Origin of the sequence: Halorubrum sp. F4 (assembly GCF_027257195.1) — an archaeon.
In the GTDB taxonomy this organism is placed as follows: Archaea; Halobacteriota; Halobacteria; order Halobacteriales; family Haloferacaceae; genus Halorubrum.
The window spans coordinates 333,125-345,757 of record NZ_JAPDFS010000004.1 but is presented as its reverse complement, the minus strand read 5'-3'; the positions used below and the strand labels follow the sequence as shown (position 1 = coordinate 345,757).

Sequence of the window (12,633 nt, the reverse complement as noted above, 5' to 3'; positions counted from 1 at the left end):
TATCTCGGTATCTGTTGACACAGTAATAGAGGCGTATATTCTAATCTACTCCACGACCCTAGCCTTCGGATATTTTCTTAGAGGCTTGCAAGATACAACGTGCATATTTTGCATGCACGCACTACGGGAGGCTCAAAGGACGGTGACGATAGGTCAACGAAGATTGTGTATTCATCGCAAAAATCACCGCCCGGGATTCGATCTATGTCAACGCAGACGCCACCGATTGACTCCACGACCACGAGTAACCTTCCCTTCCCCTTCTCTCCGTTTCCATCCTAATTAGAGGTAGTTCTCCCGGATGGTGGCAATCCGTTCTCCATCGGGACTACCCCGTTCTTCTAATGCGGTTAATACGCTATCAATTGCGTTTGTGGTTGAGCTTTTTGCGCTATTTTGATCGAGGAAGCTTTCAATTCGTGTGAGAACTGCGTCCTCTGAATCAGTAAAGTTAGGGCATTCACTAAGTAGGTCAAAGATGGTGCGAGCCTGCTTATTATTTGCATTACTAAGATCGTTTACCATTATTTCAATACAGCGCTGCAGTTTTCCTTCACTGAGCTCATCATGGATATTGTAGATGACCGAGACCAACTCTTCCGGAGGTACTGATTCGTCCTCCAATACTTCGATAATCGAATCGGCTAACTGCCGCTTGTACCGAGGCTCAACCACGCCCTCGATCTGATTCCAAACATCCCTGAAGGCTTGATAATCGCTTGACGTGCGTTCCTCCAAGAATTCTTCCAACCGGTCGATGAAGGTCTGTTGACTACTCTCCTCAATAGCATCATACACGACAGCTACTGCCTTCAAATACGATTGACGATACTCCGTTCCAGCTCGTTGAGCTTGCTTCAAACACGTTTTAACTACCAGATCCTGTGAATTCTCAAATCGATACGGCGTAGAACTAAAGATCTCAGCACCCAACTGGCGTTCATCGTCATCAGCGGTATCAATCAACCGCTCCATATCCTCATTCAGCTCTGTATCGAACCGCTCCGAGAACCGTGATACAACCGTACTAACGGTGCTGCTATTCGAGAATTTGTCCGGAACTTGTGACATATACGCCATGAAAATCTTCGAATCTTCGAATATCTCGTTAGTCTCATATTCTTTTGCCCACCCCATCGGTTTCTGTGCGTATTTCAGTCCCCAGTCCTCAAGAAGCGTAGCTACTGTTTGACTGAATTGTTCTCGTGCCTCACTTGTAGCAGACTCGTAAAAGTGGAACCCAGCCTCCACAACATCAATAGCATTCGTATCCTTCGAGTCTACCACCTGACCGATATGATCATAAAGTGAATCTGCAGATGCCTCATCAATCTCTGGTTCAACCTCTAATAGATGCTCCGCTAATGTATTATAAGTACGATTAGCCCGGTTTTCATTACTGGAAGGCGAGAATTCAAGCAACTGACACACGAATTGGCCACGAATTTCAGGAGACGCACCCGGATCCAACTTCACGTACAGATCAGCATTAACAAACTCAGAATCTTCCTCTTCACGGTTAATGACCTCTACCAGTGGTTCCATCAGATCGTCTGTCAAAAGGCTCCACCCTGGGCCCGCATACCGAATATACTCCAATGCTTCCCCAAATGCGGACTCCTGAAACGTATCACTATCATCTCCCTTCGGGAGCTCCAACAACTGATCAGACAACATCCGAATTGTCCTTTGTGGAAGCGGTCTATGAACACGCTCAGACTTTCCATCCTCGTATCTGTACGAATATGCGATGAACGCTTCGAGGCGATTCTTCTGCCATTCTCCATCGACCACCACTGTCGTAGCAAGCTCCGTCAGGAGGTTTACACGGATACCTGGTTCTGAAATTCGGTCCAGCAGCCAGATAAGGTCATAAAGATTGAATCGTTCGACAAAACCATCACCGAGACGTACCGTAAGCACCTCCCCTACCGCATCAGCAATCCGCCGTTTCGCAGTGTCATCAAACTGGTCAAAGACTTCAAGAATGCTCTCAATAGTGCTGAAGAGTGCTTGGTCACGGCTTTCTTGGTCATACTCATCCAGAATATCTTCAATCGCCTCACAGTGGACGGCAAACGGCTCATCGGCTTCCTCATCAACATCGTCAAGTAACTGTTTAACATCTTCAACTTGATTTGTTCGGAGAAACTGGACAAAATTTGTATCAAGTGCGCCTGCATACTGCGGCTCACTCAGATGTAAGAATGGCTTAATATCTGGAACCGAAGTCGGGCGCGTAGCTTTCAAAAACGTCCGCAAATTCGAAATACCGCTCGTTTCCGCTGCAGTTTCCTCAAACAACCGCTCAACTTCACCTTTGCGCTCTTCAGGTAGATCTCCAATAAAAAACCGATCAACGTCATCTAAGAGTCGAGGGTTTTCTTGTAAGGCATTATAGAAATCCGGATAATCCTCTTCTAGCACCGCAATTTTTGCCAGAAATGCAGGATGATCCGTAACACGGGTCTGCTCTAACCCTGCATCACTCTCCTCTATCTCTTCGGCAAGCAACCGTAACGCCGTAACTCGATTAAGACCCTGCTTGATACGACGAGGTGTTTTGATGTATGCCTTAGTCAGTACGTCCAACACCTCCGGGTTATATGGCTGATTCAATCGATCATTCTGAGATTCAGCATATGCCTCAATATCATCCGCAAGTATCGGCGGAATCCGAATAGTCGTCTGGAAAAACTTCCTCAAGAACTCACGAGTATTCTGGCCCTCTTTAAAATATGTCCCCTCCTGGTGATCAATTTGCTGAATGTGGCTTTTTAGCGCATCATCATCACATGGAATGATATAGATACACGGCGAGACATCCATGAATGTCTTCAAAGAAACAAGCACCTCGTAGACTGTCCGACTTTGGCACCGATCCAGATTATCAATTGAAATGATAATACGGTTCGTATTCGTATCTTCCTGTGCCTTATCGATCAATTGGTGAAAGATCCGCTCATAGGCACCAGACCACTCTTTCCGAGGATACACAAACTTCCGCTGAAGTGTCGTTGTAGCCGTTTGCAACTGTTCTGCCATAAACACCAACAACGGCGCGGCAATCAAAATCAACAGACTGGTTGAAATATTATCGAATCCCATAAAGCTGGATGCGACTGCAGCAATTGCAAGAACAGCAATAATAGCAATTAGATGTGTTGAATGAGTAATGAAATTATAAATACCCTCGATAAAATCGTCCGTCTTCTCATTCTTCTGTTCGTCAACGTCGTAAAGTTGCCCGGTAATATCGTCCCTTCGTTGTGTTCATTCAACGGAACCGGTGTGGGCTCTGCCGAAATGAGTTCGTCCGGGTGGTCGTAGTAGTAGTAGTCGATGGGATTCCGCTGGCTCACGGAATGTACCAGTGAGGAATGTGAGCTCCTACCAGCACGACCGACTCGCTGAAGGTAGGCGTTCATGTTTGGCGGCGTCCCGTACAGTAGTAACGCGTCGAGCGATCCGATATCGACACCGAGCTCCATGGTTGGGCCGGACGAAAGGTGATGGGGATAGTTCTCCTCTCGGAACAGGAACTCCAATTCCCGCCTCTTCCGCTTGTCGGTCGTTCCAAGATACTCCTCGGAAAGTAGGATTCGCGTTTGGGAGTATTCTATCCGATGGGCCCGCTGTGTGAACCGTGGATGGTTGACGGACGCCAAGTCGCTGACCGACGCGTTCGAACGTACTGTGGACTGATCAGCAAGTCCGAACTGGTGATGAAGCGACGTGTAGTACTGTTCTGATTCCGGGTCGAATCGGATATTGTCGCCCTCCCCCGCAGCCGTGATCTCTAACGCCTCCGGTGCGAAGGACACGTACTCTTCCGAATGGCCATAGGCGAGTATATCACGATCGACGAGGTCGCCGATTATGTCGTCCACGCCTCGTTGCCCGCCGGGATCGTTGAAGTTCGCCACTCGATATCCGTTACCGGCATCGACGAGTTCGCGTAAGACTGCCCGTTCGTCCGCAGAGAGGGATTCTAACCCTGGGGCAAACCTTACGTCGAGAAGTCCGAGTTCTGAAAGGGGCTGGTCTCGTTCTCCGAACCGCTGGCTGTAGGTGTGCGTTAGGGCGCGACGCGAGAGCCTGTCTTGGAGGGCCTCGTCGTCATCCCATCGTTTCCGTGGTTGGTCTTTCAGTCTCGACTTGAGATCGACCTCGACGTTTCGCGCGACGCGAGGCGGTTCAAGCGAGTCATTCAGGTCCTCGATCGCCTCGTCTGCATACTCGATGACTTGGTCAAACGATATCCAGCTATGTGCTTGCCCTTCGATTGCTCCGGCTCGAACGAGCAGTTGGTCAAGTAGGGTTTCGACTTCCGGTTCGCTAAAGTCCCGACTAAGCTCCTTCATATCCCGATGGGAATCGGCGAACGAGAGCAACTTGGCTGCCCGTTGTCCTTCGTCATCCGCGACAGCCCGGAGCAGGTATTGAGAAGTCGTCGCTGCGAGGTTGTTCGGGCTCCGCATTAACTCGTCAAATCGACTCCCGATCTCGAACCGGGTATACGAGTGCGGACACGGTACCGCCGAGCCATGTGAACTCATCGAATGGATCGCCGTGTCCCTATCAAGCGTTTTGTATGCTTGGTGTGCTCCGGTTCTCGGATGGATGTCCGGTGTGTCACAACTGCACTCGGAGTCTCCGACGAACGCCGTACCACACGACCGACAATGTTGATCGTGCCTTATCTCCAAAAGTCCCCGTTTGACAAACTCCGTCTGGCCGCATGGACACTCCTCCATCCCCTCCCGGAAATGTATTCTATCGCAACTGTCGTTAGTACAGACCCAGGGGATGAACCGAGTCGATCTGAGAGTGGCTTCACATTCCATGCAGGTACCCGGTGCTTCCGAAGGTCTCCGGTAGGACGATCCGCAGTCAGTACATTCGAACGATCCCTCGCAGACCGCGACCTCGAACGTGTCGCCCTCACAGTGGTTACAGATTTGGTTTGCTTCGTGGGTCGAACCGCATCCCGGATTGATACAGGTAAACGTATCGGGAGCAGTTCTAACTGTTCTACCCCCACAGTTCCCGCAGTCGTGTGTGGTTCTCCGTTCTGAAATGCGGTCGCAGTCCGCGCAGCGTAGGAACGGTCGGAACGTTGCTTTCAGGGAGTGTACATCACCCCTATCCGCCGACTCACAGTTCCCACACAGGTGTTCCTCGTCTTGCCCGACCGATCCATGTTCCGTCGGCGTGTACGGTTCTAGTTGGTCGCATTCGGGGCAGTACCAAGCGATGAGGTGTTCGTCGCTACAAGATCTACAGTATGTGGACCGAGTTACGAAGTCGAATTCACACTCACGACACCTGTCTTGTGGTGTACGGTAGACAGCGTCACACCTCACACAAGCGTAAAATCCATCGATTGGCCACGAGAACAGGTGGCTTCGGTTCTCCAGTATCCCGGAAAATTCGCCCAACGTACGTACGTTTTTGATGAGAGTTTCGACGTCACCTTCGTCGAGGTTCAATTCGGTGGAAAGTTGCTTGTGCAATTCCGAACGGGTGAGCGGGTTCTCGTAGAGAAGCTGATGCACGTACTGCACTACCTGTATTGCGGGATCATCGGGGCATCCGGTTAGATAATCAAACAGCCCGTCGGCGACCAAGGTTTCTCGGCGCTCACGGTCGTAATGGGACGCGTCTTCTAACTTGTATTCGAACGAGTCCAGCCCTGGAACAGTATCCTCCTCATTAGCCGTCGCCTCAAGAATACCATCCACGGTAATCTCCCGCGAAGTCAGGGATTCCGGGACGGATGATGGGTCGTCCCCTCCTAGTTCTCGGGGTGACTCACTCACCTGAGTTACGTCGATCGCCCCACTGACCTTCTGAAAGAGCTCGACATCGTTCTCTACAGTTGCGCTACTCGCAATGAGTTGTAGGCTGTTTTCACCTCGTTCGTCACGTAGTGATTGGATCCGCTTCATCAACGTTGAGGTGTAGGAACCGAACAGACCGTCATACGTATGTACCTCGTCGAACACGAGGAATTCCGGTTCGTAGATGAACCTCTCGTGCTCGTCATCCGCGTTGGTGTTGATAAGCCGGTAATTGATTGAGTCGGGATTCGTAAGGAGGATATCAACTCCGTTTTCCAGGATGTCGTATCGTGTTAATCGGAGGAAATCGAGGGGGACATCGTTCGGATCATCGTTCTCACAGTGTGCTTTCTCCGGAATAAGCTTGAAACGGGACCCGGTATTTCTGACCCGAACGCCTGCACCGCAGTCTTGGCATTTTTCCAAATCGGAGTTGTATCCGGGACATTCAAAGTGGCGGAAGGTAGCGTTAAGGTACCCCTCCGAACCGGACTCACTCACGTTGCGTGGCGTGTCTCCGTCAAATATCCCGACTGAAATACGCTGAGAGGACTTCAGCTGCTTATTGATGAGATAGAGATACTGTAGGAGTCGTTTCAGCTGATCTTGGGCGAGCGCCTTCGTCGGATAGATAAGCGTCGCTTTGACGGTTGTTTCATCTTCTTCGTCTCCCTGGCGTTTCGCTTCGAGGATCCGGTTGAGAATGGGGATGAGCCAGGCTTCGGTTTTGCCTCGCCCCGTTGCAGCCGTAATGACAGTGTCGTCGCCATCTAGTACAGCCTCAATACTGCGTTCCTGAAAATCGTAAAGCCGCTCAAACCCGATTTGAGAAAATGCGCGCCTGATGTGGGGTTCGAGGTGGGTTGATCGGGCAAACGACTCCCATGAACGGTCGCTCCAGTTCGGAATGTCGAGTGCCTGCAAGTACGGGCCGCGCATGCCCGTGACATCACTCTCACCGTCGGCTAAGCGATTCGCAACGCTCCGTGCAGCGCGCCCACCTCGACCGATGAAGTAGTCTCGGTAGGCCGCTCGCATTTGCTCCCCTCTGGATACTGGATCCTGCATCGTCAGAGGCTGAGCTCAACAGCCGATTCTAGTTCGCTGACGCGTTTCATCTCTTTCAGCGAATCGAGGGACACGTCAGCCAACGTGAGACGCTGGGACTTGCTCAACGTTTTCACGTCTTCAATCGTCGAATCGGAAAGGTCGTGTCGATCCTGAAAATCGTCGAAGCTCTGGAGTGACTGGTGCTTGTCCCAGTTACTGGTGGCGTTGTCCCACTCGGAGACGAACTTTGACGCTCTTCCGCTTGAGTCCATCAATTCGCGGTTGAGGAGCCGCTGCATGTGGTTCAGAGTTTTCGCAAAGTCGGAGTTCTGCCCACCGAGGATTTTCTGTAACTCCTCTGCCGCATTGACCTTCGTAACCCAGTCGTCTCGCTTGCTCTCTAACTGACTCCGAACGGTCTGAGCGACGCTCTCCACTTGCTTTTTCGCTGATCGGATTTGGCTCACCTGGGTCTCAACCTCTGGAGTGAGTTCGACCGTCAAGTCGGCGTCGTCTCCACTGAGTTCAACCTCGCTGTCATCCATCTCCTTGCTCTGCACGTTACCCAACAACTCATCTTGAGTCACACCAACTGCCTGCTCAGCGGTCTGTACGGCACTATTAAGCATGGTTGGAGATTCCTCATTAAACGCCTCCTCTAGTATTGTCTCGTAGTATCGGAGATCATTGAGTGCCTCTTCCAATTCGGTTATCGCATTGTTCACTTCCCGGATGTTGTGCTGCGCGACCGAGACGTGGTACTGCGTGTTCTCCGCCTGTTTGTGTTCCCTAGCCTTGTCTTCGAGCGCGCCGACTACCGTGGGTAAGGATTCCGAGTTGGACATGTTACAGTTCCTCCGTAATTGAGAGGATGCTCTGCCTGTTCTGTTCGTAATCACTGTACTCGTCGAGTTGTTGGAGGCGTTGTTCGAGATCGGAACCAGTTGCGTGGTCAACCTCCTGCAGGTCGCTAATGAGCGAGTCGAATGCCTCGTAAATCTCCCAGGCTTCCTGTTCGTGCTGACTCCGAGCGAAGTCGTGCAATCGAGCGATCAACGTGACCCCGTACACGTCGTCCATGTTCCGGAACCGTTCAACGTCGTCTCCGAAGTCACTCAGTCGCACGTCTTCGGGATTCTCGGTGAGCGTTTCGTAAGCCTCGTCGTAACTCGACTTGAGGGGCACGTCCATCGCCCCGGCACACTGATACAGCGTCTCGAACCAGTCCGCGAGATCATCGACCGTGTGACTGTTATCGTACCATCGCTCGATCGGTTCGAGTGCTTCCTGAATGTGTGTAGCGTCGTCCTCAACCGTGAGACGGTCGAGTTCTGCAGCGTAATTTGAAACCCGATCCAACAGACTTGACATCTTCGTCGTAGCGTTGTTCCGGGTCGAACCGATCTTATACGCGTCGGCGAGACCAGCCGGATCGATATCTAATGCGGCGTCGACATGGGCCTGGAAATCCTCTGAAATCTCCTGCCGTGCATCAGATAATCGGTCGTAATCGACGACCTTCGACCGCAGAAGGAAGAAACCCTCTATCAGGTCGTGGACCGCACTTGATGACGCAGTAAGCTGACCGAACGCCTTTCCGAATGACCCGTCCTTCTCGAAGTTTTCCCGAACCGGCTTACCGTAGGGCTGATTTGCATCGTAGTTTTCGAAGACGAGATCGGTGGGAATTCCGTCGTCTTCGATTTCCACTCCGCGGGCAGCGTTGATCAGGAACACTTTCGCCAAGACGAGGGTCTTTTCGATATCAAGTTCGTCGGGGAGACAGTCTTCGATCTCGTCGCGCATCTCCCGCTTAAATTGCGCGACGTTGGTATCAGCCCAAGCACGCAACTGGTCGAAGTTTGTCGTCTGAGGATCAAATACGTCAAACAAGCCGTATTCGAGCATACTCATGTAGAGGTCAGCGTTGTCTGCCCCCCACTTGAGTTCGATGTCGATACTTGCTTGTCGCTGCTGGTCTCCCTGTATCGATACCGGGACGCTATCCCCACGAGCGTAGTAGATCGCACCGGCGGTTCGGTCTTCCGTAGAATGTGTCGGTGCGTTCGGATGTCCGAGACGAGTCGGCTCGTGCCAGCGTTCGAGTGTTGCGACTGCCCCATCATGAAGCGTATCGGAACTCGGGTACTCCTCGCCGTTGGTTACCCAATCTTGGAACTCTTGGAACTGTTGTTGTCGCTCACGCTCTTCCTCAGTCAGTTCCCGATCTGGCTCTATCTCAATTTCCTCATCGCCATCATCTTCGGACTCCCCATCTCCGTCGTCCTCTGACTCATCGGTATCGTCGGTGTCATTCTCATCTTCGTCTTCCTCTTCGACGTGTGTCGGGGTCGGCGGATTTTTGATCTTCTTGATGACCGCACTACCCTTCCCCCGGTCGAACACGACATATCCATCTTTTACTGATGCCAGATCATCATCTGGTAGCTCGATACCGAACGTTTCGAAGATCCCGACCTTGACGCCGACTCCGTCTTTCACGGGAACCCCATACCAGCGACTGATGTCCTGGTAGATCTGATCGTACTTCATGTCGATCTCGAACGTCGGAGTGTCGACGAACGAGTTCGACTTCATCGATTCGTATGGGGGTAGCGATGATTTCAGACAGTGCTTAACCACTCGAAGCAGGAGTAAGCGTGGCGTTTTCCGATTGCTACCTTCATCGTTGAGCTGGCGATACGCCACGTGGATGAATCGCTCGTTGAACGGGTACAGTCTGTCAAAGGCTTCAAGTATCTCGTCGGGGGCCTCCTTGACATCCGAGTTTCGCTTGATCGCATTGAGGTAAGATCGGGCGAGGGCGACGGAAACGTCGTCGTCGAGAAAGTACGCCTCACCGTTGTCATCGGTCATCGTCAGGTAACCCTCAGTCCGCCCCTTCATGTACGTCGCAGCGTCCTGACGAGCGAGTGCGTCGTTGATGTTGTCCTGTTCCCAACCGATAGTCCAGCCGAGAACGATGTCGTAGCAACTACTGCTGAGTTCGAAGATGTGGTCGAGTAACTGCTCTTTTAGGACACTGAACGTCGTGAGGTCCTCACAGATGAGTACCGGTCGAATCCCCTGCTCTTGGTATTGGTCTGAATATTCTTTGAGCTGCTCCTTGAAGTCCCCGACGAGATTTCGTGACAGGTATTCGTGAGCCTCGTTTTTCAGGACCGAATACAATAGGTCTTTATTTTCGGTGAGCTTGGTACTGAAGCTGACCTGAAGTCGAAGGTCTCGATAATCGGAATCAGTTATCAAGTTAAAATCCGGATTATCGTCGCGCGATTCGAGTGAGTCTTGGTAGTCCTGAATATTCCTCGCAAAGATCTCTCTAAGATCGCTGTCGTCTCCTCGGCTTTCGGTCAGCTCACGAAGCTCCTCATCAGTAAAATGTTCCGTGGACCAGATCCCGTTCAAGTATTCGACGATCGCACTGGCCGCGTCGAATGGATCCAGATCGTCGATATTCTGTACGTCAGTTTCGACGTCCAGTGGTTCAGTCAATACGTCGAGGATCTGGTCCATCCGAGTTTGGCTACGGGATACGTGAAGCGCAACGTAGTCCTCGATACCGTCATCATCGTCACCGTATCCGTTGATTTGATACTTAGTCCACTCGCAGAGCTGCGATTTCCCCGATCCTGGTTCGCCTCGAAGAATGAAGATCCTGTTCGGATCGTGAATATCTGAGGCGGTGATCGCGTTCAGGACGTCCTCCTGAGTGACGAAGTTCCCCGACACTCCGAGCGGAGTGAGATGATCGGCAAAAATCCGATCGATATCGACGTGGGTCTCCTTGAACTGCTCTGGCGTCTTATGTTTCGTATGGGCCTCAGATGTTATAAAGTGGTCTACCTGACTGTCGTCCCAGTAGGTGGGCATCTGTCCGCCTTCGGTCGGATCTTGTGTTTTCTGACTCATTGTCGAGTAATCTGCTGATCAAGGGGGTACTGATACGCGGTCTCCGCTGGCGACGACCGGAGTGATAAGTGTGTAACGTCTCGTCGGTTTCCGCGACTGTCCTCGTTCAAGTCTTCTGGCGGTAACTCGACCTCGTTCTGTGCGTCACCGGGCGCAGACAGGCTAATGACTTCGTCATCGGCCAGGTTTCGCAACACGTCAGCCACGCTCGGATGGACACGACGAGTTCCGCTGCGAGCAGCGTAGACGGTGAACAGGTTTTCGTCGATCCAATTGAGTGCCGGACTGGCTTCGATATCCTCAACTGGTGCTTCGGTGTACTCAGGGTCTTCGCCTGAGCTTATTGGAGCGAGCACGAGCGCGTCGTGCATCAATGCGCGACAGGGGCTTAGCACGATCCCGTCTTCTGTCTCCGATATTACACCGATCTGTTCACACAGCGTGACCCACATATCGATCTTCTCGTCGGTCCAACTGAAGTCGTAGTCCGTTTCCCGCTTCAGAATGGTTCGGAGACTATCACGGTCGGCATCTACGGTTCTCCCGCCTTCATCGAGAAGCGCCCTGTGAACGTCCGCGAAGTGACGCTGACGACCATCCTGTTGGTTGCAGTGGTACAGTAGGCGTGCCTCGAACGGTAATCCCTCAAATCGGCGGTCGTTAATTCGTTCAACCGTGTCGAGTATGTCCCCTGAGGGGCTCTCCACAAGGTCAACCGCGTTCAGAAACCGCAGTGTGTCTCCGATGTGATCTGTCTGGAGACCCGAATTACTGGGTCGTCCGAACTTACCGTTCACCTCTTTCGTGCTCGTCGATGCTTGGATGGAGCTGTAAATGTGCTTGAGTTCCGGTACTCGAACGGAGATGAACCCGGTGAGTAGCTTGTCGGGCTTATGACTGGCTGGTGTGTATGACGTACTCATTGTTTCTCTTGGTGACGGTAGCGATAGTTGTCGAGCCGCTCTTCTTCGAAATCGACCCGTTCCAGCATGTCGAGCATTCTATTGGCGATATCCTGAGTAGGTCCTCGCTCGGTCCACGAACGGAGTGCTGCACGGATACGCTCAGAGTAATCGTCGAGAACTTGTTCGACATCCTCGCGGATCAGGTAATACAGCGGATCCCACGCAGGACTGTCAGCTGGGATTCGGGTGTAGTCGAACAATGCCGGTATTGAATCCGCTTCGAGCCCCGTCTTCTGATGAAAGTCCGAGAGTTGGTGGAAGTATAGATTCTGCGTCGTCGACAGAGAGAGCGCAGAGTCAAGATTGTACTGCAAGAACCTTTTTAATAGCCCCTTATAATCCGCCACAGAGCACTCGAACTCGTCGATGAACGACTTTCCAGGTTTTTTGGTGTGTCGCGGCATCATCGGTGAGCTTGTGTCAGTAACGAGTACGTATGTCTCGTCAGTAGGGCGTGAACGAAGCAACCTTCGGACCACATCCTGGTCGTCGAATTTACGATCCTCATCTTGCAGGTCACCAGTCAGCATGTCTTGGCTAACATAGTGGGTTAGAGGGAATTCGACATCGCTTACGCCGTCTTCCCGCAGGTCTTCGTTCGAAACCAGATCGTAATTCACCAGGCGGAGTCCGTTATCGTAGATCGCGGGATGTGCGACTCGCTGAAGTCCGAACTCCCTGAGGAACGGTAGCGATCGAAGTTGTGCGCGGGCTTGTGTTCCGGTCTTCGCCAACTGTGGGTCCTTTATCACGAGAAACGAATCTCGTGTGCCCACGAAATCGGTTAGTGCCGGTGTCTTTGTATTGGGTGGGTCTGTCATTTTTTGGGTTGCTTGGGATTG

6 protein-coding genes are annotated in these 12,633 nt (G+C 51.9%); all 6 read right to left on the bottom strand.

Features of this window, described 5'->3' with window-relative positions:
• Positions 1–282 precede the first annotated feature (282 nt).
• Positions 283–3,108 (bottom strand): P-loop NTPase fold protein, encoded by a 2,826-nt coding sequence (locus OKW78_RS12670; RefSeq protein ID WP_281195517.1) that lies wholly within the window; start codon positions 3,106–3,108, stop codon positions 283–285.
• Between the two features lie 47 nt (positions 3,109–3,155).
• Positions 3,156–6,782 carry a DEAD/DEAH box helicase gene (locus OKW78_RS12665; protein ID WP_281195516.1) on the bottom strand — a complete coding sequence of 1,209 codons (3,627 nt, stop codon included), beginning with the start codon at positions 6,780–6,782 and terminating at the stop codon, positions 3,156–3,158.
• Positions 6,783–6,913: 131 nt separating this feature from the next.
• Positions 6,914–7,738, bottom strand: a complete 825-nt coding sequence (locus tag OKW78_RS12660) for a hypothetical protein (protein ID WP_281195515.1) — start codon at positions 7,736–7,738, stop codon at positions 6,914–6,916.
• Position 7,739: 1 nt separating this feature from the next.
• Positions 7,740–10,826, bottom strand: coding sequence for a hypothetical protein (locus tag OKW78_RS12655; RefSeq protein WP_281195514.1), 3,087 nt, complete (start codon positions 10,824–10,826; stop codon positions 7,740–7,742).
• Positions 10,823–11,749: a hypothetical protein gene (locus tag OKW78_RS12650; protein ID WP_281195513.1), complete on the bottom strand. Its 927-nt coding sequence runs from the start codon at positions 11,747–11,749 to the stop codon at positions 10,823–10,825. The genes OKW78_RS12655 and OKW78_RS12650 overlap by 4 nt, the downstream gene beginning before the upstream one ends.
• On the bottom strand, positions 11,746–12,543 hold the full coding sequence (locus tag OKW78_RS12645; RefSeq protein WP_281195512.1) for a hypothetical protein: 798 nt from the start codon (positions 12,541–12,543) through the stop codon (positions 11,746–11,748). The genes OKW78_RS12650 and OKW78_RS12645 overlap by 4 nt, the downstream gene beginning before the upstream one ends.
• Between the last annotated feature and the right edge of the window lie 90 nt (positions 12,544–12,633).

Excerpts from the sequence above, each read along its gene's own strand:
- OKW78_RS12660 (WP_281195515.1), bottom strand. The coding sequence starts at position 7,738 with ATGTCCAACTCGGAATCCTTACCCACGGTAGTCGGCGCGCTCGAAGAC.
- OKW78_RS12655 (WP_281195514.1), bottom strand. The coding sequence starts at position 10,826 with ATGAGTCAGAAAACACAAGATCCGACCGAAGGCGGACAGATGCCCACC.
- OKW78_RS12650 (WP_281195513.1), bottom strand. The coding sequence starts at position 11,749 with ATGAGTACGTCATACACACCAGCCAGTCATAAGCCCGACAAGCTACTC.
- OKW78_RS12670 (WP_281195517.1), bottom strand. The coding sequence starts at position 3,108 with ATGGGATTCGATAATATTTCAACCAGTCTGTTGATTTTGATTGCCGCG.
- OKW78_RS12665 (WP_281195516.1), bottom strand. The coding sequence starts at position 6,782 with ATGCGCGGCCCGTACTTGCAGGCACTCGACATTCCGAACTGGAGCGAC.